Source organism: Bradyrhizobium denitrificans (assembly GCF_013179005.1).
In the GTDB taxonomy this organism is placed as follows: Bacteria; Pseudomonadota; Alphaproteobacteria; order Rhizobiales; family Xanthobacteraceae; genus Bradyrhizobium; species Bradyrhizobium denitrificans.
Genome location: NZ_JABFDP010000017.1, coordinates 23,790 through 49,104, shown reverse-complemented (window position 1 = coordinate 49,104; position 25,315 = coordinate 23,790). Strand labels below are relative to the sequence as shown.

The 25,315-nt window shown below is 65.0% G+C and carries 26 protein-coding genes and 2 tRNA genes; 18 read left to right on the top strand and 10 right to left on the bottom strand.

What is annotated here, in order from left to right:
• Positions 1 to 99: 99 nt before the first annotated feature.
• The 3 genes from HL671_RS19555 to HL671_RS19545 form a co-directional block, all read right to left on the bottom strand.
• Complete coding sequence (locus HL671_RS19555) at positions 100 to 348, bottom strand: hypothetical protein (protein WP_012045127.1); 249 nt, start codon at positions 346 to 348, stop codon at positions 100 to 102.
• A gap of 156 nt (positions 349 to 504) precedes the next feature.
• A complete protein-coding gene (locus HL671_RS19550; RefSeq protein WP_172237678.1) occupies positions 505 to 693 on the bottom strand; it encodes a hypothetical protein in 189 nt (62 codons plus the stop codon).
• A gap of 20 nt (positions 694 to 713) precedes the next feature.
• Positions 714 to 1,253: a hypothetical protein gene (locus HL671_RS19545; protein ID WP_172237675.1), complete on the bottom strand. Its 540-nt coding sequence runs from the start codon at positions 1,251 to 1,253 to the stop codon at positions 714 to 716.
• Between the two features lie 250 nt (positions 1,254 to 1,503).
• Here HL671_RS19545 and HL671_RS19540 point away from each other — a divergent pair, with 250 nt between their 5' ends.
• From HL671_RS19540 to HL671_RS19530, 3 genes are all read left to right on the top strand, one after another.
• Positions 1,504 to 2,160, top strand: a complete 657-nt coding sequence (locus HL671_RS19540) for a TetR/AcrR family transcriptional regulator (protein WP_307769036.1) — start codon at positions 1,504 to 1,506, stop codon at positions 2,158 to 2,160.
• A gap of 190 nt (positions 2,161 to 2,350) precedes the next feature.
• Positions 2,351 to 3,016 (top strand): DUF3313 domain-containing protein, encoded by a 666-nt coding sequence (locus HL671_RS19535; RefSeq protein WP_172237672.1) that lies wholly within the window; start codon positions 2,351 to 2,353, stop codon positions 3,014 to 3,016.
• 221 nt (positions 3,017 to 3,237) lie between these two features.
• Positions 3,238 to 3,837, top strand: coding sequence for a DUF2147 domain-containing protein (locus HL671_RS19530; RefSeq protein WP_148221495.1), 600 nt, complete (start codon positions 3,238 to 3,240; stop codon positions 3,835 to 3,837).
• 43 nt (positions 3,838 to 3,880) lie between these two features.
• On the opposite strand, the gene HL671_RS19525 is transcribed toward HL671_RS19530, so the two are convergent.
• Positions 3,881 to 3,955: transfer RNA gene (locus HL671_RS19525), tRNA-Thr, on the bottom strand.
• A gap of 223 nt (positions 3,956 to 4,178) precedes the next feature.
• Complete coding sequence (locus tag HL671_RS19520) at positions 4,179 to 4,583, bottom strand: hypothetical protein (protein WP_246579704.1); 405 nt, start codon at positions 4,581 to 4,583, stop codon at positions 4,179 to 4,181.
• 476 nt (positions 4,584 to 5,059) lie between these two features.
• Between HL671_RS19520 and HL671_RS19515 the strand changes: the two genes are divergently transcribed.
• Both HL671_RS19515 and HL671_RS19510 read left to right on the top strand, forming a co-directional pair.
• Positions 5,060 to 5,521, top strand: coding sequence for a hypothetical protein (locus tag HL671_RS19515; RefSeq protein ID WP_172237669.1), 462 nt, complete (start codon positions 5,060 to 5,062; stop codon positions 5,519 to 5,521).
• Between the two features lie 65 nt (positions 5,522 to 5,586).
• A complete protein-coding gene (locus tag HL671_RS19510) occupies positions 5,587 to 6,066 on the top strand; it encodes a hypothetical protein (RefSeq protein ID WP_172237666.1) in 480 nt (159 codons plus the stop codon).
• 56 nt (positions 6,067 to 6,122) lie between these two features.
• Here the strand turns inward: HL671_RS19510 and rlmB are convergent, their stop codons facing one another.
• The gene (gene rlmB / locus HL671_RS19505; protein ID WP_172237663.1) at positions 6,123 to 6,965 is read right to left on the bottom strand and encodes a 23S rRNA (guanosine(2251)-2'-O)-methyltransferase RlmB; all 843 of its coding nucleotides are present in this window, start codon (positions 6,963 to 6,965) and stop codon (positions 6,123 to 6,125) included.
• Between the two features lie 213 nt (positions 6,966 to 7,178).
• On the opposite strand from rlmB, the gene HL671_RS19500 reads away from it, so the two are divergent.
• A tRNA-Tyr gene (locus HL671_RS19500) sits at positions 7,179 to 7,264 on the top strand.
• Positions 7,265 to 7,352: 88 nt separating this feature from the next.
• Here the strand turns inward: HL671_RS19500 and HL671_RS38015 are convergent.
• Positions 7,353 to 7,730, bottom strand: coding sequence for a hypothetical protein (locus tag HL671_RS38015; RefSeq protein ID WP_210263976.1), 378 nt, complete (start codon positions 7,728 to 7,730; stop codon positions 7,353 to 7,355).
• 224 nt (positions 7,731 to 7,954) lie between these two features.
• Here HL671_RS38015 and HL671_RS19495 point away from each other — a divergent pair, with 224 nt between their 5' ends.
• Positions 7,955 to 9,154 (top strand): ABC transporter substrate-binding protein, encoded by a 1,200-nt coding sequence (locus tag HL671_RS19495; RefSeq protein ID WP_172237660.1) that lies wholly within the window; start codon positions 7,955 to 7,957, stop codon positions 9,152 to 9,154.
• A 177-nt stretch (positions 9,155 to 9,331) separates the two neighbouring features.
• Positions 9,332 to 11,134 (top strand): AMP-binding protein, encoded by a 1,803-nt coding sequence (locus HL671_RS19490; protein ID WP_246579700.1) that lies wholly within the window; start codon positions 9,332 to 9,334, stop codon positions 11,132 to 11,134.
• A gap of 41 nt (positions 11,135 to 11,175) precedes the next feature.
• On the opposite strand, the gene HL671_RS19485 is transcribed toward HL671_RS19490, so the two are convergent.
• Positions 11,176 to 11,742, bottom strand: coding sequence for a winged helix-turn-helix transcriptional regulator (locus HL671_RS19485; RefSeq protein WP_012045116.1), 567 nt, complete (start codon positions 11,740 to 11,742; stop codon positions 11,176 to 11,178).
• A 331-nt stretch (positions 11,743 to 12,073) separates the two neighbouring features.
• On the opposite strand from HL671_RS19485, the gene HL671_RS19480 reads away from it, so the two are divergent.
• From HL671_RS19480 to HL671_RS19455, 6 genes are all read left to right on the top strand, one after another.
• On the top strand, positions 12,074 to 12,706 hold the full coding sequence (locus HL671_RS19480) for a 2-hydroxychromene-2-carboxylate isomerase (protein ID WP_172237654.1): 633 nt from the start codon (positions 12,074 to 12,076) through the stop codon (positions 12,704 to 12,706).
• Between the two features lie 283 nt (positions 12,707 to 12,989).
• Positions 12,990 to 13,727 (top strand): SDR family oxidoreductase, encoded by a 738-nt coding sequence (locus HL671_RS19475; protein ID WP_012045114.1) that lies wholly within the window; start codon positions 12,990 to 12,992, stop codon positions 13,725 to 13,727.
• A gap of 15 nt (positions 13,728 to 13,742) precedes the next feature.
• Positions 13,743 to 14,924 (top strand): acyl-CoA dehydrogenase family protein, encoded by a 1,182-nt coding sequence (locus tag HL671_RS19470; RefSeq protein WP_012045113.1) that lies wholly within the window; start codon positions 13,743 to 13,745, stop codon positions 14,922 to 14,924.
• A 20-nt stretch (positions 14,925 to 14,944) separates the two neighbouring features.
• On the top strand, positions 14,945 to 16,075 hold the full coding sequence (locus HL671_RS19465) for an acyl-CoA dehydrogenase family protein (RefSeq protein ID WP_012045112.1): 1,131 nt from the start codon (positions 14,945 to 14,947) through the stop codon (positions 16,073 to 16,075).
• Positions 16,076 to 16,122: 47 nt separating this feature from the next.
• On the top strand, positions 16,123 to 17,310 hold the full coding sequence (locus tag HL671_RS19460) for an acetyl-CoA C-acyltransferase (protein ID WP_012045111.1): 1,188 nt from the start codon (positions 16,123 to 16,125) through the stop codon (positions 17,308 to 17,310).
• Between the two features lie 48 nt (positions 17,311 to 17,358).
• Positions 17,359 to 18,363, top strand: coding sequence for an NAD(P)H-dependent flavin oxidoreductase (locus tag HL671_RS19455; RefSeq protein WP_172237651.1), 1,005 nt, complete (start codon positions 17,359 to 17,361; stop codon positions 18,361 to 18,363).
• Between the two features lie 294 nt (positions 18,364 to 18,657).
• On the opposite strand, the gene HL671_RS19450 is transcribed toward HL671_RS19455, so the two are convergent.
• Both HL671_RS19450 and HL671_RS19445 read right to left on the bottom strand, forming a co-directional pair.
• A complete protein-coding gene (locus tag HL671_RS19450; protein ID WP_172237648.1) occupies positions 18,658 to 19,461 on the bottom strand; it encodes an SDR family NAD(P)-dependent oxidoreductase in 804 nt (267 codons plus the stop codon).
• A 3-nt stretch (positions 19,462 to 19,464) separates the two neighbouring features.
• Positions 19,465 to 19,926 carry a tautomerase family protein gene (locus tag HL671_RS19445; protein WP_012045108.1) on the bottom strand — a complete coding sequence of 154 codons (462 nt, stop codon included), beginning with the start codon at positions 19,924 to 19,926 and terminating at the stop codon, positions 19,465 to 19,467.
• A gap of 126 nt (positions 19,927 to 20,052) precedes the next feature.
• Between HL671_RS19445 and HL671_RS19440 the strand changes: the two genes are divergently transcribed.
• The 4 genes from HL671_RS19440 to HL671_RS19425 all read left to right on the top strand — a co-directional run bounded on the left by HL671_RS19440 (position 20,053) and on the right by HL671_RS19425 (position 25,302).
• Positions 20,053 to 20,646 carry a TetR/AcrR family transcriptional regulator gene (locus HL671_RS19440; RefSeq protein WP_172237645.1) on the top strand — a complete coding sequence of 198 codons (594 nt, stop codon included), beginning with the start codon at positions 20,053 to 20,055 and terminating at the stop codon, positions 20,644 to 20,646.
• A 545-nt stretch (positions 20,647 to 21,191) separates the two neighbouring features.
• A complete protein-coding gene (locus HL671_RS19435) occupies positions 21,192 to 22,361 on the top strand; it encodes an iron-containing alcohol dehydrogenase (RefSeq protein ID WP_172237642.1) in 1,170 nt (389 codons plus the stop codon).
• Between the two features lie 345 nt (positions 22,362 to 22,706).
• On the top strand, positions 22,707 to 24,098 hold the full coding sequence (locus HL671_RS19430) for an alkene reductase (protein ID WP_307769037.1): 1,392 nt from the start codon (positions 22,707 to 22,709) through the stop codon (positions 24,096 to 24,098).
• A gap of 40 nt (positions 24,099 to 24,138) precedes the next feature.
• Positions 24,139 to 25,302: an acyl-CoA dehydrogenase family protein gene (locus tag HL671_RS19425; RefSeq protein WP_172237639.1), complete on the top strand. Its 1,164-nt coding sequence runs from the start codon at positions 24,139 to 24,141 to the stop codon at positions 25,300 to 25,302.
• Positions 25,303 to 25,315: the final 13 nt, after the last annotated feature.

The window sequence follows — 25,315 nt, the reverse complement described above, 5'->3', positions numbered from 1 at the left end:
GACTATCCGGCGGGCTGCTCCCAGGGCTGCCCGGCGGCTAGCTTTATCCCGATTACAGGCTCCATCCCGCTACGGGGCTTCGGTGCGCGATCTCCTGCGTCAGGACGCGAACGGGATGTTGAACTCCTGCTCGGCTTCGGCGCGGTTCTGCCAGGGATCTTCCTCCGGCTCCGGCGCGCAGGCCCGGATCTCGTAATCATTGTCGAGCTGCAGATGCACGGATGACCGGCGGGCGCTGATCGTCACGTCAACCACCAGCCCGCTCTGCCGCGCCAATCTCCAGACATCCCCCTCGGTTGGATAGGCCTTGCTCAACTTGGCTTCGTTACAGAACAGGGCATAGGGCATTCCAAACAGCTCCAGAGAGGCGAAGGATGAACCGAGGATGAATGGCGGTTGCAGCAAGAGACGGGCGTGTTCTGGGCCGGAAAGCGGCCTTTTCGGTTCGTCCGAGTCGTAAACGAGTCCTAAATTTTTGGAAAAATAAACCGTGGGACTCCCAGGCTAGAATCGCCAGATGGTTAAGCCATGGGAACCGATCTCCACATCTTTTGCGGGCGGATCCAGCTCACGCTCGCCTTTGGGCTGTTGCTCGCCTTTGTCGCCAATGTGGCGCTGCTGTGCGCGTGGCTGTAGCGCAAGCACGTCGATGTTCGGCTTCATTTCGATCGTCATGGTGGCGTGGTGGTTCAAACAGGCGGCTCCGGGCCGCCTCAATCCTCGGGGATCACGGTCCCGGCGGCCGAGGCCTTCAGCCGTTCAAGCGTCGCGCTGAAATATTCCTGGCGTTCACGATTGAAGCGCTCCTGGTGAGCCCGGAAACGGGCGACCCGGGCGCGAATTTCCGCCTGCATGTCGCGTTGCAGATCGAGCTGTGAGGCGATGCTGGTGAAGGCCTCGCGCCGCGGCCGATCTGCCCGCGTGAGATCGAGGCGACGCGTCTCGGCGTCCGCTGTGAGGTTGAGGTCGGATGGCTCAGCCTGGCCCGATCGCTCGGGGACCTCACGCGGCGGCTCGCGCCACTCCGGAGCCGGAGCCAAGGACGCCAGTGCGGCCGTCGTCGACGCGGTGCGCGCCGCATCGGGCAACGGTGTGACGGGCAGTGCGGTGACGGGCGGTTGTGGTGAGACCGCTGCTTTCGTCGCCGCAGACGGCAGTTCGAACTGCGAGAAGTCAGCCGGCTTGCCGGTGACCGCCTGCACGAACGCCATCGTCTGCGCGATCAAGGCGTCGCGATCTTCCTTCCAGGTCATCACGCTCGTCCCCCGTCGCTGCCACAATTGCAGCAAAGCCAGAGATTCAAATCAAGCTGATCTACCAGCAGCTTCTGGGGACAAATGAGAGTCGGCTATGAGATGTGGCAACAATATCGCCACAGTTGAGGCGGCCATGGAGGCCGCCTACCCAAAGCGGTATGCCCAACGCAAAGCGCGTTGAGATCGTTCCCGTGCATATAGGCTTTTTCTGCTTGGCTTGACAGAGCAGGGTGGCTCTCGTCATGACGTGCCAGGCAGCCCGGACGTCGGGAGGCCTGCAGCTCGCAACCTGGACGCCTCCGGCGCACCCCGCAATTTCCCAATGGACAACCCGTCGCGCTCCGAGCGGTCGCGCAAGGCCGCGCTCACCGCCGCTCTCACCATCATCGCTCGCGATGGGCCGGGGCGGCTGACGCTCGACGCGATCGCGCGCGAGAGCGGGCTGAGCAAGGGGGGGCTGATGCACCAGTTTCCCAACAAGGAGGCTGTGCTTAAGGCTCTGCTTGAACAGCAATTCGCGCATTTCGACGAATTCGCTCGCAAGTTCAGGGCTGAAGCAGGACAAGCGACGAACCAGCCTGAACTGGCCACGCAGATCGCGATTTCGCGCGAACTGATCGCCCAGCAATATTCGGTGGCGCAGGCCATGCTGGGCGCGCTCGCTCAGGAGCCCGGTCTGCTCGCCGACGCCCGCGCCAAGGATGGCGAGAGGGTGGCCGAGATCCGCGGTGAGGCTCAAGACGCCGATCTTGCCGTGCTCCGCTGGGCCGCGGCGCGGGGGCTGGCGTTGATGGCGATGCTGCGCGTCTCGCCTCTGGAGCAGGTGGATCTCGACCGGCTGTTCGCGCGCCTGCTCGATGACACCCAATGGGCCGGATTCGCGCAGGCCGATCGCCCGCGCTGAGGCCGCGCTCGGCCCGGGAGCCTCCCGCAATGTCGCCGGGATGCAACCGGGGCCAGAGCGAGACGAGCCTGTCCCCGGAGGAGAGTTGATTTCGCACCCGACATTGTTTCCCTTTACAAACCGTCTGGTCGGTTTTATTGATGGCAGTTGTTGTGCTACGCAACATCCAGAGCACCCGAGGGAGATGATGATGATGACGGTTCGAGTCCGCGCGTCCGGTGCTGCGGCGCTCGCCGTGGCAGGGCTTTGCGCCGGCTGCAATACGGTGACGCCGGTCGCTTATTCCGAGGTGGCTTCGGCGCGCTATCTCGCGCCGAACGCCGCCGATGCCTCGGGGCGGATGCCTTATCGCTACAGCGCGCCTGCCGACTGGCGCAGCTACGACAAGGTGATGCTCGATCCCGTCGTGATCTATCGCGGCAGGGACCACCAGTTCGGCGACATGTCGGAGGCAGACAAAGCGAAGCTCGCCGGCTACATGCGGACGCGCTTTTTGGACAGCCTGTCGGCGCGCTTCCAGCCGGTCCATCGGCGCGGGCCGAACACGCTGCGGGTGCGGCTCACCTTGACGGGCGCCGTCGCCAACACGCCGGTGCTCGGTACGGCCTCGCGCTTCGATCTCGCCGGCGCCGTCTACAACGGCGTGCAGAGTGCGCGCGACGGGGAGGGACTGCTGACCGGATCGGTGTTCTACGCCGCGGAGATCTTCGATGCCGCGGATGGTCGGCTGCTGAACGCCTTCGTCAGCAAGCAATATCCCACCCCCTACGACATCAAGGCCAGTGTCGGCGCGCTCGCGGCCGCCGAAGCCGGGATCGACAAGGGCGCCGATGCCCTGGTCGCCCAGCTGCAGTGAGCGGCCGCCGGGCGCCGGCGCGCGCATGTCAGTGCCTGCCGCGTCGTGCCGCGCCTGGGCTCGCAGGGGTTCGGGCAGGGCTTGGAGCGGGGATTGGAATTGAAGGCACCGGCATCGCGACCGACCGTCCGCGGAGCAGCCATGCGGCACGCCAGCCGCACCATCGCAAGCGCCGCCTGAGTGCGTGGCTCGAGGCGGTGGAGACCATGAGGGTCCTGGACATGACATTGAGATTCGTCTTGCGCGTCGGCCTGCGCATCGTCGTCAGCCTGCTCCTGTCCATGGCGGAGGGCCGCGGTCATGCTGCGCCCGTCAGCGATCCGCTCGGCACCTGGCTGACGGAGGACGGCCGCGCCCGGATCCGGATCGAACGCTGTGGCGCGATGACGGACCGCATTTGCGGCTACGTGGTCTGGATGAAGGAGACGGCCGACGCCAAGGGGCAGCCATTCCGCGACCGGCTGAACCCTGATCCAGCGCGGCGCAGCCGGCCATTGCTCGGCCATCAGATGCTGCTGGGCTTGAAGTTGAACGCAGACGGTCGCCATGCCGGCGAGGTCTATAACGCCGAGGACGGCAAGACCTATAGTGTCTCGATCTGGCGCGAGGGCCCGAAGATGCTCGCCGTCAAGGGCTGCCTGCTCGGCCTGTTCTGCGCCACCCAGGGCTGGGCGCTGACGACGGACCTGGTGCCGGGTCAACTCGTCGCCGCAACCGGCGAGGGCGGGGGGCCGGTGGCCGATCCGGAATGGGCCGCGCCAAAGCTGTCCCCGGCCGTCAAGCCCCCGGCGGCGGCACCGATCAAGATGAAGGCGAATTGAGCACGAGCTGCGGGCCGAGCCCTGATCCGACCGCGCAGGGCGATGGTGCCGGCTGAGGGGATTGAACCCCCGACCTTCGGTTTACAAAACCGCTGCTCTACCGCTGAGCTAAGCCGGCGAATGGCGCCAGGAATCGCACCATGAGAGGTTGCACGACTGGCGCGGAAGTCTCGCGCTCAAATCGCGGGTGCGAGGCTCCGAAGCGCGGTGTTCCTACCAGAGTTGTTCGGCGGAGGCTACTGCCGTCGCACCGGCTTGGCGGTCGCTTGCAGGCCATAACTTGCGGGTCATAAAAAGGGCGGCCTCGCGGCCGCCCTTTACGACGCTGTCCGTGGTGGACGTTATTGGCAGATGTGCATGGCGCCGTCGCTGCCCTTGAACATGGTGCCGGGACGGCAGACCAGGCCGTTGCGGGTGGCGTAGCTGTTCCAGTCGCCGTAATAGCCGTTCGGACCGCGATCATAGGTCGGCTGGCCGTATCGGTAGGGACCGGCATCGTAGGCATAGGCGTCAGCGGTGCGGAACGGCGCCGTGGCGATGGCGCCAGCGGTTCCGATGGCCGCGCCAGCCACGCCGGCGGCGGTGCCAACGGCCCCGGCCGCGATATCGGCCGGCCAGAAGCCGGTGCTGCGGCGGTTCCAGTCATTATTCCAGCCGTTGTTGTTCCAGCCCTCATCGCCGCGCCGTTGCATCATCCCGGCATCGCCGCGGCGTTGCATCATCCCGGCATCGCCGCGGCGTTGCATCATCCCGGCGTCGCCGCGGCGCTGCATCATCCCCGCGTCGCCGCGGCTTTGCATCATTCCGGCATCGTCGTGCTGCTGCATCATCGCGGCGTCGTGGCGGGCCATGTGACGGTGGTGCATGTCGCGCGCCATCGCGGGGCCGGCCAGGGCCGTCGCGACAAGGGAAGCGCCGAGAATTGCTGATCGGATCATTTGTAACTCCGTCGTTGCGCCCCGACTCCTAAGCACGTGATCGTTGCGATGTTCCGCCGCACCCCGATGTTTTTGATCGGCCACGCGCGCGATCGAGCTGCGCAAGGTGTTCACCACGACGCGCGCATGATGGTGAGTCGTTAACCGTCCGTCGTGAAGCCGCCCTACGCTTTAACTCGGATGAATGGCCGACGCGTTAGGCTTACCGGCAGATTGAGCCGTGCTCTTAACCCATCGGAGCGCGCGCTGCGGTAATTCTGGTAGGGCAATCGGGGCGTGAATTCATGCGTTTTGCAACAGCTATTGCAATTCTGATCGGCACGGCGCCGGTCGCGCTCGCCAGCGAAGGCTTCGAGATCGTGATTCCGCAGCGCCCCGGCGTGCCTGTCGTCATCAATGGCATCGACGCGTCTTACGCCGTGGTCGAAGGCCAGTACGGTCTCGGCCGAGGCAACTACATGCAGCCCATGATCTATGGTGGCCGGCCGGTCGAGCCCGAGCCGCATGTCGGCCACTATTACCCGAGTCTCGGATCGAAGCCGGGCTATGGCCGGATGGAAATCGAGCCGCCGGCCGAGCGCAAGCTGCCGAAGCCGGCCGAGAGCTATTCCCGCTCATGGGGCGCCGAATCCATGATGCAGCCGGCTGAACCCCAGGTGCCGATGTATCCGCCCGCCGTCATCCTTGCGCCGGAGCGGGGCGGGCCGCGCGGCTACGACACGCCACCGCGGCCCTATCGACGTTAGCGCAGCCTGATGCGCCGGTTGAGTTGACGAAGTTCGAAACAAAAAAGCAGATCCAGGAGAAAATAATGCGTCGCGTGATTTCAGGACTGATCGGCATTGCCGGCCTCGCTCTTGCGGGCAGCGCGCCCGCGATGGCCTGCGGCTATTCCTCATGCGCGCCGTGCGGCTATGCGAGCCCGTGCGCGCCGAGCGTCGCCTATCAGCCGGCCTACACCTACCAGCCGGCCTACAGCTATCATTACGGCCACGCCTATGGCGCGGCGGGCTGCGGCAGCTGCGGCGTGCGTTACGAGCGTCTCGCCGAGCCGACGCATCAATACTACTACGTCAACCAGGGGCCGACCTACACCGGTCCGGGCGCGTTCGCGCCTTATCCCGTCTACCAGGAGAGCGCGATCCCGGTTTATCGCTATCACCATCGCCACCACGCCTATGAGGAGACCCGCGTCGCCCCTCCCATGGTGTATGGCCATCCTCGCAGCGCCTATCGCTGGGGGGCCTCGTCCTATTATCACGGCCACCGCGTGCTGCGCCGCTACTACTGAGCTTTTCGGCTGAGCTGATCGCAAACGCCCGTGCGCTCCGGCGCGCGGGCGTTTCGTCATTTGGGCATCAATCCAAGCCGGCTCGCGCCGATATAGAGCGCGAGCACGGCGGCATTGGAGACGTTGAGACTCTTGATGGCGCCGGGCATGTCGAGCCGGGCGACCACGCTGCAGGTCTCGCGCGTCAACTGCCGCAGGCCCTTGCCCTCGGCCCCGAGCACCAGCGCCAGCGGCTCGCGCAGCGCCACCGCGGCGATGTCGGTCGGGCCGGCGCTGTCGAGGCCGACCGTCTGGAAGCCGCGCTCGTCGAGCCGGGTCAGCGCGCGGGCGAGGTTCTGCACCGCGATGATCGGCACCAGCTCCAGCGCCCCGGACGCGGACTTCGCCAGCACGCCGGTGGCCTCCGGGCTGTGGCGCGCGGTGGTCACGATCGCCTTGACGTCGAACGCCGCCGCCGACCGCAGGATGGCGCCGACATTGTGCGGATCGGTGATCTGGTCGAGCACCAGGATCATGCCCTCGGCCGCCAGCGTGTCGATGTCGGGCGAGGGCAGGGGATCAGCTTCGGCGAGCAGGCCCTGGTGCACGGCGTCCGGGCCGAGCCGCTGGTCGATCTGGCTCGGACGCACGATCTCCGGTGTCACTCTGGTCTCGATCCGCTCGTCGGCGAGCCGGCGCGCGGCGTTTTCGGTCAGATACAGCTTGCGAATCCTGCGTTTCGGATTGCCGAGCGCCAGCGTCACGGTGTGCCAGCCGTAGAGGATGACAGGGCCGTCCGACCCCTGTTCGCGGTCCCGCCACGGCTGCGGACGCTCGAATTTGCGCGGCTTGCCGGCGAATTTGCCGGAAGATTTGCCGCCTTGGCGGGGAAATGGGGGCTTTCGGTCGCGGTCGCTCATGCCAGAGCTTCTGTCACGGCGAACGGATTCTGGCAATTTGGCACCGCCAAGGCGGGAAAAATCGTTGTCCTTGGTTGACTTTGAGGGGCCGGTTCGATCATAAGGGCCCCGGCCGCGCACGCCCCTCATTTGGGCTCCGCGGTCTTACCGTCTCCATGGCGCTGATGGTCCCCAACCGCTGTTCCGCGGCCGGCCTTCAACTGCCATCGACACGGGGGAGTGTCCCGAGTGGCAAAGGGAGCTGACTGTAAATCAGCCGCCTCATGGCTTCGCAGGTTCGAGTCCTGCCTCCCCCACCATCGAATGCCTCCTAAAGATCGAGCTGATCGAGAAGCCGCCGAAAGACGGCAGCGTGCTGACTGAATCGCATCCGGGTCTCGGGCGGGATCAGACAGTGTCCGCCGTAAGCTTCCGGCGGGGACCATATCCCCAACTTGCGACAAAGGCCCGTCGCTCCCCGATGTCCCGAAGGATGATTCGCGACCAGGAGGGGGAGGGCATGGTGGCCGGCTCGCCCCGCATGCCTTGAACGGGCTGGTCGAGGTCTTCAAGCGCAGTGCCGCCCTGTCGGTGATCCCAGGTCGTGACGGTTGCGTCGGATTGCCGCTGCGAGCTCATCGCGAGCCCCACCAGCGAAATCATCAAGAGCCGCAGCCATTGGCGAGCCAAAAGTCTTTGGTTCGAAATCAGAACGAATATCCGCGGCAATAAGGGCCGCTTGCGTCGGGAAGACCGCCGGGACTCCACGTCAAATTCGGCGGACATGAGCGCCTTTCCCCGAAGCCGGCCGGAGTCGTCGAGTGCAGAGCGGCAGGGCCCGAGCCCGATTGTCTCTTGACGGGTTCAAAAATAGAACTGTAGGCTCTCGTCCAGGTCGAACGCGATGGCCATGCTGTTTCGCTGTGCGCGCTCCCTCGTGGGGAGACGCCGGCGAGCCAAGAACAATCGTGTACCACGCGCCAAAAGGTGCGGGTTTGGGAGGACAACGAATGAAGACACAGTGGATTCTCGCCGCGGCGCTGTCGCTCGTCGCCGGGCAGGTGGCCGTCGCCGCAGACACGCCCGGCGTCACGGCGACAGAAATCAAGATCGGCGGCGTATTCCCCTTCAGCGGGCCGGCGTCGTCGCTCGGTCTCGTTGGTCGCGGGCTGATCGCCTATATCCAGTCGCTCAACGATCGCGGCGGCATTAATGGGCGCAAGATCAACTACATCACGTATGATGACGGCTACAGCCCGCCCAAGACGGTCGAGCACGTCCGCAAGCTGGTCGAGAGCGACGAGGTCGCCTTCATGTATGGCCAGCTCGGGACCGCAGGAATCTCGGCCACGGCGAAGTATCTGCGGACGAAGGGGGTGCCCAGCGTCGCCATCATCAGCGGCTCGGCCAAGTTCACGAATGTCTCGGACTATCCGCTGATCACCACCGGGCTCGTCAGCTACGACACGGAAGGAAAGATCTACGCGAAGTACCTGACGAAGGCGCTGCCGAACGCCAAATACGCCATTCTTTATCAGAACGATGATCTTGGGAAAGACTACGTCAACGCCTTCAAGTCCTATCTCGGCAAGAACTTCGACAGCAAGGTCGTCAGCGCCTCCTACGAGGTCAGCGAGCCGACCATCGATTCGCAAGTCACCAACCTGAAGAGCTCGGGCGCCGAGGCGCTGGTGATCGCCGGCACGCCGAAATTCGCCGCGCAGGCGATCCGGCAGGCCTATTTGATCGGCTGGAAGGCCACGGTGATCGTCAACTTTCCCTCCGGATCAGTCGGCGGGACGCTGGCGCCTGCTGGGCTCGACAAGTCGGTCGGGGTGATCGTCGGCAGCACCAACAAGGATGCGCTCGACGAGTCCTGGAAGAGCGATCCGGGCGTGCAGGCCTACCGGGCCTTTTTCGACAAATATCTGCAGGGCGCGGACCTGTCCAACGGCAGTTATCTGACCGGCTATCAGCAGGGCCTGGTGCTGGAACAGATTCTCAAGCAATGCGGCGACGACCTGTCGCGCAAGAACATCCTCGCCCAGGCCAAGAGCCTGCGCGACTTCGTCGTGCCGACGGCGCTTCCGGGAGTCAAGGTCAACACGAGCGAGACGGAGAACATGATCTGGACCCAGATGCGTCTGCAACGCTGGACTGGTTCGGCCTGGGAAGCCTTCGGCGACGTTCTGGACGCCAAGTCTGACTGATGAGTCTGAGCTGACAAGTCCGACCGATCCTTCGCACAAGTCGGGTGCCGCCGAGGCGGCATCCGTGCCGGTGGGACGTGTGCCGCCTGATTGCGACGGTGTGCATCCTTGCTTGCGGCCGTCGCCGCGCCCGGCCGTGCTTTTTGTGTTTTGCTGCAATCCGGGTGGGAGATCTCAATGTCGACACATAAGCTGACATTTGCGCCGAGGGAGCTGTCGATCGACACTCGGTCCGATGGAACGCTGATTCTGCGCTCGCCGATCGCATGGAGTCCGTGCGAATGGCGGATCACCGATTTTCTTCCGCACTGGGCCGGCGCGGCTTCGGACCGCGTCTTTCTCGCGCAACGCAACCAGGCAGGCGGGTGGGACGAGATCAGCTACGGCGAAGCCTGGCTGCAGGTACAGGCGGTCGGCCAAAGCCTGATCGACCTGGGCGCCACGACCGGCGACCGGCTGGCGATTCTGTCCGGCAACTCGATCGAGCATGCAATCGTGGCGTTCGCCGCAATGTCGATCGGCGTGATTGTGGCGCCGGTGTCGCCGAACTACTCGATGATGCCGGGCGGGCTGGCGCGCTTGAAGGACATCGCCGAGGTGCTGCAGCCGCGCTTCGTGTTCGTGCAGAGCGGCTCGCAATTCTCTGCAGGGCGCGCCATTCCAGAATTGGCCGCAGCGACGTGGATCAGCGTCGACGGTGCACCTGAGACGATCCCCTTCCGCGCGCTCGCCGTCAAGGCGCCTGGAGACGGGTTCGCCCAGGCTGCCGCAGCATTGTCCTGCGACGCCGTCGCCAAGATCCTGTTCACCTCGGGCTCGACCGGCCTGCCGAAGGGCGTCCTGAATACCCACCGCATGATGGCCAGCGCGCTGCAGATGGGCATCCTGCTGGTTTCGCCTTCGCCGCATCCGATCCAGGTCGAATGGCTGCCCTGGCATCATACCATGGGCGGCAACGTCATTCTTCACGGCATTCTCAAGAATGGTGGGACGCTCTATATCGACGATGGCCGGCCTTTGCCGCAACTCTTCCACAAGACGATCGCCAATCTCACCGAGATCTCGCCGACGGCGATGTTCAACGTGCCCGCCGGCTACAATCTGTTGTGCGAGGCGATCGAGCGGGATGCGGACATCGGTGCGCGGGTGTTCAAACGCATGGACCGGCTGAGCTACGCCGGAGCCGCCATCTCCGAGGGGACGCTCGAGAAGCTTTATCGGCTGACCTCGTCGATCACTGGACGCCAGATTCCGGTGATGTCGGGCTATGGCACGACCGAGACCGCGCCGACGATCAGCACGACGCACTGGGCGACCGATCAACCGGGCGAGATCGGCCTGCCGGCGCCCGGGCTGCAGCTGAAGCTGATCCCGGTGTCCGACACTTACGAGGTGCGGGTGAAGGGGCCGAACGTCACGCCGGGCTATCTCGGTCGGCCCGATCTCACCGCGATGGCGTTCGATGAGGAGGGGTTCTATCGCATCGGCGATACGGTCTCGTTCATCGATCCGGACCGGCCGGAGCGCGGGCTGCGCTTCACCGGGCGCATCTCGGAGAACTTCAAGCTGGCGAACGGCACCTGGGTCTCGATCGGCGCGATGCGCGCCTCGATCCTGGCGGCGACGCGCGGCGTGCTGCTGGACATCGTCGTCGCCGGAGAGAACCGCGACTCCTGCACCCTTTTGTGCTGGCTCAATCCGGCCGAAGCGAAGCGCGTGGCGATGGATCCCGACTCCGACCTGACCGCCGACCCCGGCGTGGCCGCATTCCTCAAAGACAGGCTCAGCGAGTACAACGCCACGGTCGGCAGCAGCGAGCGGGTGTGCGCGTTCCTGCTCTTGAAGGAGCCGGCGTCGATGGCCGCGGGAGAGATCACCGACAAGGCCTATGTCAACCAGCGCGCGGTGCTCAAGCATCGCGGCGAGCATGTCGAACGACTATACGCTGCCGAGCCAGCTCGCGAGGTGGTCCGGTTGTGAGGCTAAGCCGGCACTGGGCGTGAGAACTGCCCCGGGCCGGCTCAGGCCGCCCGGGTGCGCGACTTCGCCTTGGGCTGGACGGTCTTGGAGCGGGCGGCTTTGGGGCCGCCGGTTGATGGCTCGGAGGGCAAATCGGCCGGCGGCGGTACCGAAGCGGCCCAGCCACCCGGGCCCGGATGGGTGTGGACTTCCTTGGCCAGGAGCGGCTCGCCGCATTCCGAGCAGATCATGACCGGCTCGAAGAGCTTGCCGCATTTCTTGTGCTCGTGCAGCACGGGCCGGCCGCGCTCGTCGACCATATGGGTGTCGCCCCAATGCACGATCGCCATCATGATCGGGTAGAGATCGAGGCCCTTTTGCGTCAGAATGTATTCGTGGCGCTTCGGCGACTCCTGATAGGGGACGCGGCGCAGAATGCCCTGGCGCACCAGCTTCTTCAGCCGTTCGGCGAGCAGGTGGCGCGTGATGCCGAGTGAGGACTGAAACGCCTCGAAGCGTCGCTTGCGCAGAAAGCACTCGCGCAGGATCAGCAGAGTCCAGCGATCACCGATCACCGCGATCGTCCGCGCCATCGAGCACGGTTCTTCCTCGAGTTCCTTCCACTTCATGCACGTCTCCAGCCGACCCCGCCGGAGGGACCGAGCCGCATCGGCTTCCCCCGGATCATCCATTCTAGAACGGTACTGAGCCCCGGACAACCCCGGTGCTGTCAGCCGAGGGGCCGGCCTGTTCTGATGGCGCGCGGAAAGCGCGGCCTGAGCAAAGCTATGAAAGCAAGTGGCCCGAGAGGACCTCGCGTTCGACGGCCCGATCGCGCAGGCGTGAAAAATCCTGTCATAATGAGTTTGACAGTTCTATTTTAGAACCATAAGAATGACGGCCAGATAATCGGTCGGGCATCTGCGCCAGGCCATAAACGCGGTCGGGGAGAAGGCGGTCATGACTGTGAAGGTCGAGTTCCTGTTCGATTTCGGTAGCCCTAATGCCTATCTGGCGGAGGTTGCCATAGCCGGTATCGAGCAGCGCACCGGCGTGAAGTTCGACTACGTGCCGGTGCTGCTTGGCGGCATCTACAAGGCCACCGGCAACATGTCGCCGTTCGAATCGCTTCGCGGCATCAAGAACAAGCCGGAGTATCAGGCGCTCGAAACCCAGCGCTTCATCCGTCGCCACGGCATCGTCAAATTCCGCTCCAATCCGTTCTTCCCGGTCAACACCCTGATGCTGATGCGGGGCGCTGTCGCGGCGCAGTTTGAAGGTGTGTTCGAACCGTATTTCCGGGCCGCCTATCACCACATGTGGGAAGAGCCCAAAAAGATGGATGATCCCGCGATCTTCCGCAGCGCCTTCCTGTCGTCGGGGATCGACATCGACAGGCTCGCTGCCCGGGCGCAGCAGGACGACGTCAAGAAGAAGTTGATCGAGCTTACCGAAAATGCGGTCCGTCGTGGTGCGTTCGGTTCGCCGACCTTTTTCGTCGGCAACGAAATGTTCTTCGGCAAGGATCAGCTTCGCGACGTCGAGGAATCGATCGTCGAGCAGACCCGGCAGCCGGTGTCGCAGACGGCCTGAGGCGCGGCCGCGCGAGCGGTATCTCGCAGTCGGTGGCTGTCGCGGACAGCAGGGAGCCCGTCACGATCCACATGATGATGGGTTCTGAAAAAGAATGATGTAGCTCCACAAGCGCGCCGGTCAGGAATTTGGCGCGTGTCGGTCGGGAGGTTGCCATGCCGGGAGTTTCAGCCGCAGCGACGCTCGCATCCATTCCGATGATCCGGCGCGGCGTCCAATGCCGCGCCGGCTGAGCGCGGCGCACTGCCTTTGCCCATCCATTTAACCCAGCGGGAGAAGACCCTTGCAGAAGAGGAACGCAACTGTCGCCGTGATCGGCGCCGGCGACTATATCGGCGGCGAGATCGCCAAGAAGTTCGCCGCGGAAGGGTTCACGGTGTTCGCCGGGCGCCGCAACGGCGCCAAGCTCGAGCCTCTCGTCAAGGAGATCGAGCAGGCCGGCGGCGAAATCCACGCGCGGTCGCTCGACGCCCGCAAGGAAGAGGAGGTCGTCGCGTTTCTGCAGGACGCCGACAAGCACGCTCCGCTCGATGTCTGTATTTTCAACATCGGCGCGAACGTCAATTTTCCGATCCTCGACACCACCGAGCGGGTCTTCCGCAAGGTCTGGGAGATGGCGTGCTATTCCGGCTTCCTCGCCGGACGCGAGGCTGCGCGCCTGATGGTGCCGCGCGGGCAGGGCAACATCTTCTTCACCGGTGCGACCGCCAGCCTGCGCGGCGGTGCGGGCTATGCGGCGTTCGCCAGCGCCAAGTTCGGTCTGCGCGCCGTGGCGCAGGCGATGGCCCGCGAACTCGGGCCGAAGAACATTCACGTCGCGCATCTCATCATCGATTCCGGCGTCGATACCGAATGGGTGCGGCAGCGCCGGCTCGAGGCACTCGGACCGACCGCGCTCGACAATCCCGATCTCTTGATGCCGCCGTCGTCGGTCGCCAGTTCGTACTGGCAGCTCTATCAGCAGCCGCGCAGCGCCTGGACCTTCGAGCTGGAAATCCGCCCCTTCGGCGAGAAATGGTGACGGGGAGCCGGAGCGATGGAGCTGAAGCTGTCGAAGGAAGACGCGGCGTTCCGCGATGAGGTTCGCGCCTTCATCGCGGAAAACTATCCGGCCGAGATGCGCGTGCCGAATCCGGAGACGGATCTCACCAAGGAGCAGTCGCTGCTGTGGCATCGCATCCTGTATCGCAAGGGATGGATTGCACCGCTCTGGCCGAAGGAATATGGCGGTCCGGGCTGGTCGATCACGCAGCGCTTCATCTTCGAGCAGGAGACCTCGCGCGCCGGCACGCTGCCGCCGCTCGCTTTCAGCGTCACCATGGTCGGACCGGTGATCTACACCTTCGGCAATGCGGCACAGAAGGCCAGGTTTCTGCCGCGCATTCTCTCCGGCGAGGACTGGTGGTGCCAGGGCTATTCGGAGCCGGGGGCCGGCTCCGATCTTGCCGCGGTGCGCACAAGGGCGGTGCGCGACGGCGATCATTACGTCGTCAACGGTCACAAGACCTGGACCACGCTGGCGCAGCATGCCGACTGGATCTTCTGCCTGGTGCGGACGGATCCCGCCGCCAAGCCGCAGGCGGGCATTTCGTTTCTGCTGATCGACATGAAGACGCCCGGCGTGACCGTCCGTCCGATCATCACCATCGACGGTTCGCACGAGGTCAACGACGTCTTTCTCGAGGATGTCCGCGTCCCCGTGGAGAACCTGATCGGCGAGGAAAACAAGGGCTGGACCTATGCCAAGTTCCTGCTGGGCAATGAGCGCACCAGCATGGCCGGCATCGGCCGCTCGACCCGCTACCTGCAGCGGCTGAAGCAGATCGTCAAAAGCGAGATCGCCGAAGACGATCCCACATATCGAGATTTCATCAGGGAGATCGCGCGGGTCGAGCTCGATCTGCTCGCGCTGGAGGCGACCGAGCTGCGCATCGTCGCGCAGATGGCGCGCGGCATCGATCCTGGCCCTGCGGCGTCGCTGTTCAAGATCCGGGGCACCGAGATTTTCCAGCGCATCACCGAATTGACGCATCAGGCGATCGGCAATGACGGGCTGGCGCTGCGCGAGCAGCCGTCCAGCGCCAACCGGTTTATGCCCGGGCCTGACTACGGCCACACCGCGACCGAGAAATATCTCAACGCGCGCAAGCTCAGCATCTACGGCGGATCGAACGAGATCCAGCACAACATTATCGCGAAAGCGGTCCTCGGTCTCTGACCGGTTCGCACGAGGCTCCGATGGACATTCAATTCACCGAAGAACAAGAGCTGCTGCGCGCCAGCATCCAGCGGCTGCTGCACGATCAGTACGCCTTCGACGCGCGCCGCAAGATCGTGGCAAGCGATGAAGGCTTCAGCCGGAGGCATTGGACGGCACTCGCAGACCTCGGACTCTGCGCCGCGCCATTCGACGAGAGTGTCGGCGGCCTGGGCGGCGGCGCGCTCGCCACCATGATCGTGATGCAGGAGTTCGGCCGCCATTTGGTGGTCGAGCCCTATTTCGAAACGGTGGTGCTCGCCGGCGGCCTGATCGCCGCCGTAGGCAGCGCCGCGCAGCGCGCCGCCTACTTGCCGAAGATCATGGACGGCAGCACGATCTGGACCCTGGGCTGGGCCGAGCGGCCGTCGCGCTACGATTTCGACAAGGTCGAGACCACTGCCCGGCGCGATGGAGAGCATTACGTTCTGAGCGGCAAGAAGGTCGCCGTGACAGCCGCGCCCTGGGCCGACAAGCTGATCGTCTCGGCGCGGACCGTGGGTGACAGCGGCGACGGCACCGGGCTCAGCCTATTCGTGGTCGACCGTCATGCCGCTAATCTGCATCTGCAGAGCTTTCGGACCATCGACGGACGGCGCGCCGCCGAACTCGTGCTGATGGATGTCAGGGTTCCGGCGGACGACAGGCTGGGCGCCGAAGGCGAGGGGACGGCCGCGCTCGAAGCCTGCCGCGACCGTGCGATCGCCGCCCAATGCGCCGAGGCCGTCGGGGCGATGACCGAGCTGAACGCCGCGACCTTGGCGTACAGCAAGACCCGCAAGCAGTTCGGCGTGACGCTCGGAACGTTTCAGGTGCTGCAGCACCGGATGGTGGACATGTTCATCGCGCTCGAGGAGTCGATCTCGCTCACCCAGCACCTGAACCTCAGTCTTGCGTCGAACGAACCGCACCTCTCGCGGTTGGCGTCGGGAGCCAAGTCCAAGGTCGGAACAGCCGCGCGCTTCGTCGCCGATCAGTCGGTCCAGCTGCATGGCGGCATGGGCATGAGCGATGAGCTCAATGTGGGCCATTACTTCAAGCGGATCAGCGCGATCAACATCCAGTTCGGCGATCCTGCATTTCATCTGATGCGTTACGCCCAGCAGAGCTGAGCTTGCCTCATCGACCCCAAGGCCTGGCCTCAACCGGAGAACTACAAGTGACCGAAGCTGTGATCGTTTCGACGGCCCGCACCCCGATCGGGAAGGCCTATAAGGGAGCACTCAACCACACCGGCGGCGCGACGTTGCTCGGCCACGCGATCTCGGCGGCGTTGTCCCGCTCCGGGGTCGATGGCGCCGAGGTCGAGGATGTGGTGATGGGCTGCGCGATGCAGCAGGGGACGACGGGCTCCAACATCGCCCGCAAGGCGCTGCTGCGGGCTGGCCTGCCGGTGAGCGTCGCCGCGACGACGATCGATCGCCAATGCGCCTCCGGCCTGCAGGCGATCGCGCTGGCGGCGCGTTCGGTCCTGTTCGACGGCGTCACGGTGGCGATCGCCGGCGGCGGTGAATCGATCAGCCTGGTTCAGAACGACAAGATGAACGCGTTCCATGCTGTCGATCCGGAGCTTCACGCGATGAAGGCGGACGCCTATATCGCCATGCTGGACACCGCGGAGGTGGTCGCCGAGCGCTATGGTATCTCGCGGGAGCGGCAGGATGAATACAGCCTCGAGAGCCAGCGGCGCACCGCGGCGGCGCAGCAGGCCGGTCGCTTCAATGACGAACTTGCGCCGATCAGCACCACCATGGCGGTCGCCGACAAGGCGACCGGCACCATCTCCTATCAGCCGGTGACGCTGTCGACCGATGAGGGGCCGCGTCCGGACACGACGGCTGCGGGGCTCGCCGGGCTCAAGCCGGCCAAGGGACCCGGCTTCACCGTGTCCGCCGGCAACGCCAGCCAATTGTCCGACGGCGCCAGCGCGGCCGTGATCATGAGCGACACGCTGGCCGCGCAAAAGGGCCTGAAGCCGCTCGGCATCTTCCGCGGCTTCGTCTCGGCGGGCTGCGAGCCGAACGAGATGGGAATCGGCCCGGTCCTCGCCGTACCGCGGCTGCTGGCGCGCCACGGGCTGAAGGTCGACGACATCGATCTGTGGGAGCTCAACGAAGCCTTTGCGGTGCAGGTGGTGTATTGTCGGGACAAGCTCGGCATCGACCCGGAGAGGCTGAACGTGAATGGCGGCTCGATCGCGCTCGGCCATCCCTACGGCATGACCGGCGCGCGGCTGGTGGGCCACGCGCTGATCGAGGGACGGCGGCGCAAGGCGAAATACGCCGTCGTGACGATGTGCGTCGGCGGCGGCATGGGGGCCGCGGGTCTGCTCGAAATCGTGCACTAAGGGCCGCCCCAGGGCTCATCGACAACAACAGACATTGGAGAAACGCGCGTGAAGACGGCCATCACCGAAATGCTTGGGATTGAACATCCGATCGTCCAGGGCGGAATGCACTATGTCGGCTTCGCCGAACTCGCCGCCGCGGTATCGAATGCCGGCGGGCTCGGCATCATCACCGGCCTGACGCAGCGCACGCCCGAACTGCTCGCCAAGGAAATCGCGCGCTGCCGCGACATGACCGACAAGCCGTTCGGCGTCAATCTGACGTTCCTGCCGACGTTCACCGCGCCGCCTTATCCGGAATACATCGCCGCCATCAAGGAAGGCGGCGTCCGCGTCGTCGAGACGGCGGGCCGCAGTCCGGAGCAGTACATGCCGGCGCTGAAGGCGGCAGGCATCAAGGTGATCCACAAATGCACTTCGGTGCGGCACTCGCTGAAGGCCCAGCAGATCGGCTGCGACGCGGTGAGCGTCGATGGTTTCGAGTGCGGTGGTCATCCCGGCGAGGACGACATGCCGAACATGATCCTGCTGCCGCGCGCCGCCGACGAGCTGACGATTCCGTTCATCGCGTCCGGTGGGATGGCGGACGGACGCAGCCTGGTGGCTGCGCTGGCGCTCGGCGCGGCCGGCGTCAACATGGGCACGCGCTTCATTGCGACCAAGGAGGCGCCGGTGCACCAGAACGTCAAGGACGCCCTGTTGAAAGCCACCGAACTCGACACCAGGCTGGTCATGCGGGCGCTGCGTAACACCGAACGCGTGCTGACCAACAAGGGCGTCGAGCGTCTGATCGAGATCGAACGCGAGAAGGGCAAGAACCTCACCATCCAGGACATTCACGACGAAGTCGCCGGCGTCTATCCGAAGGTGATGGTCGACGGTGACATGGACGCGGGCGCCTGGAGCTGCGGGCTGGTGGTCGGCCTGATCCACGACATTCCGACCGTCAAGGAACTGATCGACCGGATCATGGCGGAAGCCGAGCGCCTGATCCGCAGCCGGCTGACCGGCTTCCTGGACGGTGACATTTCGGGCGCGCGGAAGGTCGCGTAAGCGCTGAGCTCATCAGGACATGCAAGACGCCCCGCCGAGGCAATCCGGCGGGGCGTTCGCATGTTCGGGGTTCGCCAACCCGCATCAGGGGTTGGTGCCGGACTGGTGCTGAGCATTGACCATGAACGGATCGTAGCCTGGATGAGCGAACGACTGCGCCCGGAGGGCGGAGGCGGACGCGACATCCGGGTTCTCACGCGCTGTCGCCGGTGAACCCGGATGTCGCTCTCGCCGACGCCGAAGCGGCGTCGGCTGGCGCTTATCCGGGCTACGAGGAGCCAACTCGCCGCTCTGTCAGCCGACCCGCTTGGCGTAGCGCGCGGCCGGCCGGCCGGACTGCGTCAGCGCGCGGATCAGCTCGCCGCGAGCGGCTTCGTAGGCTGTCCACGCCGACAGGTCTTGCAGCGCGGGGAGGCAGATGAGTTCGTCCTGATCCAGCGCCGTGAGCGCCGTGTCGACCAGTTCCTCGGGCGTCATGAACAATTCGTCGGGGAAGGGCGCCTGCTTCAGGCCGGAGGCTTCGAAGAACTCGGTGCGGACCGGGCCGGGAAGGACGGCCTGGACCTTCACCTTGGTGTTTGCCAGCTCCATCTGCAGCGATCGGGTGAAGTTCAGCACATACGCCTTCGAACCTGAATAGCCCGCGCCGGTCGGGGTCGGCATCAGCGCGATGATCGAGGCGATGTTGATGATCGTGCCGCGGTCGCGGCGCAGGAAACCAGGCAGCGCCGCATGGGTCAGGCGCGTCAGCGCCTGAACGTTGATCTTGATCAGATTGTCGAGTGCCGCGGCGGACACCTGAGCGGTCAGGCCGAGCGCGCCGAGGCCGGCATTGTTGACGAGAAGATCGATGTCCTCGCGCCCCTCGATCAGCGTGGCGACGCGCGACAGGTCGTTGCTGTCGCCGAGGTCGGCCGTCACGATCTCGACCGTGACATTGGTCTTGGCGCGAATGTTGCGCGCGGTCTCTTCGAGACGCTCGCGGCGGCGCGCGACGAGGATCAGATGATAGCCGCGGGCGGCGAGCCGCTCCGCATAGGCGACACCGATCCCCGACGACGCGCCGGTGACAACTGCGAAACGCTGGTGATCACTCATTGATCAATTCTCCGATTGAGCGGCTGGAGCCGGGTCTTGAATGGGGTAGGGCACCGGCTTGTTCTCCTGAACCCACAGCTTCTCGTGGTCGGAATGCGGCGGTGGCGGCGCGATGCCCTGGATCTGCCAGAGATCGAATGGGGTTTCGTCGATGTGGATTTCCCAATCGTAGCCCCTGTCCTTGATGTAGGGCGCGAGAGCCGCTTCAGCCCAGCTCAGCCATTTGGCTTTCCGCTCCTTGGCATCAGGCGGGAAGGACCGGGCGATATGGTCGACCCAGATCCGAACGAAATTGCTCGCCTCTTCGCCGCCCTTGTAGAACGAGTCCGGCGCAACCTCCTGAAACACGACGATGACGTAGAACTTCGGTAGCCCGCGATAGCAGCCGGTGATGCGCTCCGAGAGAGCGCGCTTATCCTCGGCGGTGAACGCTCCCACCGGATGATAGATCTTCCAGAACGGCATGACTCCTCCCTCGTGGCCCGTGGTGGCCTCTCTATGATGACAATCATCATCATTGTCTCAGCGGTTGTCAATCTCCATTGATGACGTCTATCATCGTTGTGGGAATGGTAATTGGAGGGATGATCGGTGCGGATTACCGAGAGCCAGACGCTGAAGAACAGGCAGAAGGTGGTCGCGAAGGCGGCCCGGCTGTTTCGAGAGCGCGGTTTCGAAAATATTTCAGTGGGGGCACTGATGAAGGCCGCCGGCTTCACCCATGGCGGCTTCTACAATCATTTCGAGTCCAAGAGCGCGCTGGCCGGCGAGGCGCTCGCGCATGCGTTCCACGAGATGGAGCGGGTCCGCGAAACCATGCCGGGGCGCGAGGCCTTTGTGAAATCCTATATGTCGGACGCGGCCCGCGACGCGCCCGGAGCGACATGTCCGGCCGCCTCGCTGGCTGGCGATATCGCGCGGCAGCCGGACGCCATCAAGGAGGTCTTTGCCGAAGGCATCGAACGCATGATCGACTGGATGCAGAACGCGTCGTCAGCGACGCCCATGGCGCGTGAGGAGGCGGTGGACCTGATCTGCCGCATGGTCGGGGCGCTGATGCTGGCCCGCGCCATGCCGGCGTCGAGCGATCTCCGGCGCGAACTGCTTGCGACCGAGACGCAGCAATGTCTGATCGACCTGCCGAAATCTGCCGGCGAGCCGCGCCGTCGTCCCAAATCGCCGTGATCCTCATATCCGCGAACTGATCACCGAGGTTGGCCGCAACAACGTCCATCTCGCTCCCGGTCGGGCGGTGGGAGTGGTTTGCCGCGTTGCGCTGACGCGTGGGCGCAAGATGCGCAACGATCGTAGATAGTCCAGTTTTAGAACGAACGTGATCCCGCCGCGCACCGCGTGGGCGGAATATCTTGGCTTTCAGGCGTGGATTGTGGCTCCGCAAATGATCCGCCGGCTTCCACAAGCAGGGTAACATGATTTTCCCGCCAATAATCATCTCTCCGACGATCATCAATGCGAGCCCGCATCGCTGCTGCCGGATAGATCCGGCGCCATAGCGTCACCTCCGCCGGTTGGTCCGTTCGAATGATGCTTGCTTGACGAGTTCGAAAAAAGAACTTTAAATGCCTGGCGGCGATCAGGAGGCGGTTGGTCGGTGGTGCGCCGAAATCGGCAAGGCTCTGCTGGGGCTGCCGCTTGGAGATCGGCGAAGGTCCGTCGGAAGCGACGGGGCACGCTCGCTCCTACAAACGATAACAAACAAGGAAACGTCCATGACCAAGGTGGGACTGCATCAATATCCTCCGATGGAGCAGGTCATTTTCGGCAAGCCGGCGGGCCTCGCGTTGCGCGAGGAGGCCGAGCGGAAGGGCGCGCAGCGCGTCTTCCTGATCGCAAGCCGGACGCTGAACACGACGACGGACGAGATCGACAAGATCAGGTCGGCGCTGGGCGAACGCTATGCGGGCACGTTCGATCAGGTGCCGCAGCACACCACGCGGGATTCGGTGGTCGAGGCCGCCGGCCATGCCGCGCAGGCGAAGGCCGATCTCGTCGTCGCGATCGGCGGCGGCTCGGTGGTCGACGCCGCCAAGATCGTGCTGATGTGCCTCGAGCACAGCATCACGGATGCGTCCGGGCTCGATGGTTTCGAACTGGTCTCGACGCCCCAAGGACCGCGTCCGGGGCCATTCCGCAATCCCAAGGTGAGGATGATCGCCATCCCGAGCACTCTGTCCGGCGGAGAGTACAATGCCGGCACGCTGGTGACCGATACACGTCGCAAGCTCAAGCAGATCTTCGTGCATCCGCTGATGATGCCGATCTCGATCATTCTGGATCCGGCCATCACCGTGCACACGCCGAGAACCCTGTGGCTCGGCTCGGGCACGCGAGCGATGGATCACGGCATCGAGGCGGTTTGCTCGCCCCGCGGCAATCCGCTGGTCGAGAGCGTCTGCCTGCGCGGTCTCCGCTATCTCTATGATGGTCTGCTGGCCTATGCCGACAACGCGGACAGTCTCGAAGCCCGCCAGATGTGCCAGCTCGGATCCTGGCTGTCGGCCTTCGGGCTGCAATGCCGCGTGCCGATGGGCGCCAGCCACGCGATCGGGCACGTCCTCGGCGGGACCTGCGACGTGCCGCATTATCTGTGCACGGCAGTGATGATGCCGAGCGTGCTGAAGTACAACAAACCGGCGACCGGCGCCGCGCAGAAGCTGCTGGCCGAGGCGTGGCACGAACCGGAGGCCGACGCCAGCGAACTGTTCGCACGCTTCATCGCCCGCCTCGGATTGCCGACGCGGCTGGCCGATGTCGGCGTCACGGAGGATCGCTTCGGCCTGATCGGAAACAACGCGATGCTCTCGGTCTTCACGCCCGCCAACCCGCGGCCGATCAAGGGGCCGGACGACGTCGTCGAGATTCTTCGGCTGGCGGCATAGCGTCCGCGGCCTCGCGCCGGCCGACACGCGTTGCTCCGCGCCGCCCGCGAATGCGAGGGTGGCGTGGAGCGTCAGGCGGGGACGTCGGCGCTCTCGATATGAATTGAAGACGTCATGAACTGAAAAGGGCGGGGAGCGCGTCCCGGCGCCGCGCAACATGCCAGCAAGACGGCCTCGCGGAGTCGTCTCAGGGAGGGCCAGGTCAGGCATGCGACCCGCGTCGGCACGGCCGCCGGGTCGGAGGGCGGGGCCCTGAAGCTGTATCGTCGTCAGGACTGGCGGGCTCTCTGAAGAGCGCGGCGGCGAAGTCCGGCCGGCCGTCTGTTCCCGTCGGGCGTTCGGCCGGTGACCTCGTCGATCAGAACTTGTTGGAGAGATCTCCGGGGAATCGCAGGGCGGGCCATTTGGGTGCTCTGCTCATCGTGCGGCCTGCATGGAGAGAGAACTCGTCGCTCGGGCCGGGTCTCGGAGGTCATATCTTCTGCAGGCGTCTCGCAAATAAAAATCCTCCTCCACTTCCAGAAGCCGTCCGAAAGAGAAAGAATGGTCTGTCTACTTTTGGAGGGCCTCGTGAAGCTGCTTGAACCCGTCCGGATCGGCCGGCATCTGCTGAAAAACCGCATTGTGATGGCGCCGCTCGCCCGAGCGCGGGGAGACGAGCGTCGCGCGCCGAAAGACATTGTCGGCACGTATTACAGTCAGCGGGCGACCGCCGGGCTGATCGTCACCGAGGCCTGTCACGTCTCGCCGACGAGCGCCACCCGTGCGCGCGCCACCGCGAACCACGACGCCCATCAGACGCTGGCCTGGAAGCAGGTCGTCGACGCCGTCCATGCGGCGGGAGGGGTCATCTTCCAGCAGATCTATCACGTCGGGCGGAAATCACTGCTGTCCGGAATGCCGAATGGGCAGGTGCCCGTGGCGCCATCGGCCATTGCCGCTTACGGCGGGATCATGAAGGAGGATGGGCTCGAAGAATTTCCTGTGCCGCGCGCGCTCGCACTGCATGAGATCGCACCGATCGTCGAGGATCATCGACAGGCGGTGCGGCGAGCCGGTGAGGCGGGCTTCGATGGCGTGGAGATCCTCGCGGGCAATGGCTTCCTGATCGATCAGTTCTTGCGCGACTCCACCAACAAGCGCACCGACAGCTACGGCGGTTCGAAAGAGAACCGCGCCCGCTTCCTGTTCGAAGTGGTGGATGCGGCGATCGCCGAGCTGGGCGCCGATCGTGTCGGCGTCCGTCTGTCACCGCATTTCCGCGCGGATCATATCGACGACTCCGATCCGGTCGGCACGTTCTCCTATGTCGTGTCGGAGCTGGACCGGCGCGGCATCGCCTTCATCCATCTGCTGGAAGGTACCAGCTACGACAATTCCGGTGATATTCCGTTGTATCAGCGACTGGTGAAGAAACCGTCGGCAGGCGGCGGCGGGGCAGGGCCGCGCAGCGGCGAGCCGTTCCTGGCGCCCATCCTGCGGCCACTGTTCCGGGGGGCGCTGATCCTGAACAGCGGCTATACGCGTGACAGCGCGGAGCAGGCCGTGCGCAGTGGCGCCGCGGACGCGATTTCGTTCGGCCGCCTCTACATCTCCAATCCCGACCTTCCGGAGCGCTTCCGGCTGAACGCGCCGCTCACCGAGCCGGACACCGCGACCTACTACACCAACGGGCCCGAAGGCTACATCGACTACCCGTCGCTCGGCGATCGCGTAGCTCAGGTCCCCGCAGCCTGACGATTTGACGTCTTCAGCTCAGCTCCGAAAGAATACACCCATGCTGTCTTTATCCGGCACGTCGTCCGACCCGATCCTGACCGATCAGTTGCTGTCCGAACTGCGTCAGGAGTTTGCCGCGACCGCCGCCCAGCACGACGCGGATGGAAGTTTTCCGTTCGCCAATTTCAAGAAGCTGGCCGAAGCCGGGCTGCTGGCACTGACCGTGCCCAAGAGCTTCGGCGGGCTCGGCGGCGGAATTTCCGAGGCCGCGCGCTTGGTCGCCGCGGTCGGGGCCGGCGAGGCTTCCACAGGGCTCGTGCTGCAGATGAACTGCATGATGCATTATCTGCTCGGGCGGCGTCAGCCGCCCGGCTACGACGCGATCGCGCGCGCGGCCGTCGCAGGCACCGGCACGGTGAACGCGCTTCAGGCCGAGCCGGACCTCGGCTCGGTGGTCCGCGGCGGACTGCCCGGGACCGTTGCGTCGCGATCCGCCGATGGGACGTGGCGGATCAATGGCCGCAAATCCTATGCGACCGGCAGTCCGATCGTCGGATGGTGGCTGACATTGGTGCGCACCGACGAGGATACGCCGCGCGTCGGCACCGTCATCGTGCCCGCAGCTTCGCCAGGCATCAGCGTGGTGCCGAGCTGGAATCACGCCGGCCTGCGCGCCACCGCCAGCCACGAATTGCGGTTCGACAATGTCGTCCTGCCCGCGGGCGCCGATCAGGCGCTGCTGCCGGCCGGTTCGCCGGAACAGGTCGCCGGTCGCGCGCTGGTCGACGAATGGTTCTGCCTCCTGACGGCGGCCTTGTACGACGGCATCGCGAGGGCGGGGCGGGACTGGCTGCTGCATTTCCTGCATTCCCGCGTTCCCAGCAATCTCGGCCAGCCGCTCGCCACCGTGCCGCGCCTGCAGGGCGTCGTCGGAGAGATCGAGTCGCTGCTGCTGATCAATCGCTCGCTGATCGACGACGCGATCCTGCGCGCGGAGGGCGCATCGGAGCCCGATCAGCTTCGCGCGCAGCTGGTCAAGCATGTGGTCACCAACAATGTCGTGCGCGCGCTCGAGCTCGCGCTCAGCATCACCGGCAATCACGGCCTTGACCGCGCCAATCCGCTGGAACGGCACTACCGCGACGCGCTGTGCGGGCGTGTGCATGCGCCGCAATCCGATTCCATCCTCACCAATGCCGGACGCGCCGCCTTGGCGGCCTGATATTCCGCTTCAT

What these genes read in the sequence shown, in the direction of transcription:
- HL671_RS19515 (WP_172237669.1), top strand. Translation starts at nt 5,060, where the DNA reads ATGCGTTTTGCAACAGCTATTGCAATTCTGATCGGCACGGCGCCGGTC.
- HL671_RS19555 (WP_012045127.1), bottom strand. Translation starts at nt 348, where the DNA reads ATGCCCTATGCCCTGTTCTGTAACGAAGCCAAGTTGAGCAAGGCCTAT.
- HL671_RS19510 (WP_172237666.1), top strand. Translation starts at nt 5,587, where the DNA reads ATGCGTCGCGTGATTTCAGGACTGATCGGCATTGCCGGCCTCGCTCTT.
- HL671_RS19445 (WP_012045108.1), bottom strand. Translation starts at nt 19,926, where the DNA reads ATGCCGTTCTGGAAGATCTATCATCCGGTGGGAGCGTTCACCGCCGAG.
- HL671_RS38015 (WP_210263976.1), bottom strand. Translation starts at nt 7,730, where the DNA reads ATGTCCGCCGAATTTGACGTGGAGTCCCGGCGGTCTTCCCGACGCAAG.
- HL671_RS19485 (WP_012045116.1), bottom strand. Translation starts at nt 11,742, where the DNA reads ATGAAGTGGAAGGAACTCGAGGAAGAACCGTGCTCGATGGCGCGGACG.
- HL671_RS19545 (WP_172237675.1), bottom strand. Translation starts at nt 1,253, where the DNA reads ATGACCTGGAAGGAAGATCGCGACGCCTTGATCGCGCAGACGATGGCG.
- HL671_RS19470 (WP_012045113.1), top strand. Translation starts at nt 13,743, where the DNA reads ATGGAGCTGAAGCTGTCGAAGGAAGACGCGGCGTTCCGCGATGAGGTT.
- HL671_RS19535 (WP_172237672.1), top strand. Translation starts at nt 2,351, where the DNA reads ATGATGACGGTTCGAGTCCGCGCGTCCGGTGCTGCGGCGCTCGCCGTG.
- rlmB (WP_172237663.1), bottom strand. Translation starts at nt 6,965, where the DNA reads ATGAGCGACCGCGACCGAAAGCCCCCATTTCCCCGCCAAGGCGGCAAA.
- HL671_RS19490 (WP_246579700.1), top strand. Translation starts at nt 9,332, where the DNA reads ATGTCGACACATAAGCTGACATTTGCGCCGAGGGAGCTGTCGATCGAC.
- HL671_RS19465 (WP_012045112.1), top strand. Translation starts at nt 14,945, where the DNA reads ATGGACATTCAATTCACCGAAGAACAAGAGCTGCTGCGCGCCAGCATC.
- HL671_RS19435 (WP_172237642.1), top strand. Translation starts at nt 21,192, where the DNA reads ATGACCAAGGTGGGACTGCATCAATATCCTCCGATGGAGCAGGTCATT.
- HL671_RS19450 (WP_172237648.1), bottom strand. Translation starts at nt 19,461, where the DNA reads ATGAGTGATCACCAGCGTTTCGCAGTTGTCACCGGCGCGTCGTCGGGG.
- HL671_RS19530 (WP_148221495.1), top strand. Translation starts at nt 3,238, where the DNA reads ATGACATTGAGATTCGTCTTGCGCGTCGGCCTGCGCATCGTCGTCAGC.
- HL671_RS19480 (WP_172237654.1), top strand. Translation starts at nt 12,074, where the DNA reads ATGACTGTGAAGGTCGAGTTCCTGTTCGATTTCGGTAGCCCTAATGCC.
- HL671_RS19495 (WP_172237660.1), top strand. Translation starts at nt 7,955, where the DNA reads ATGAAGACACAGTGGATTCTCGCCGCGGCGCTGTCGCTCGTCGCCGGG.
- HL671_RS19520 (WP_246579704.1), bottom strand. Translation starts at nt 4,583, where the DNA reads ATGCAACGCCGCGGCGATGCCGGGATGATGCAACGCCGCGGCGATGCC.
- HL671_RS19425 (WP_172237639.1), top strand. Translation starts at nt 24,139, where the DNA reads ATGCTGTCTTTATCCGGCACGTCGTCCGACCCGATCCTGACCGATCAG.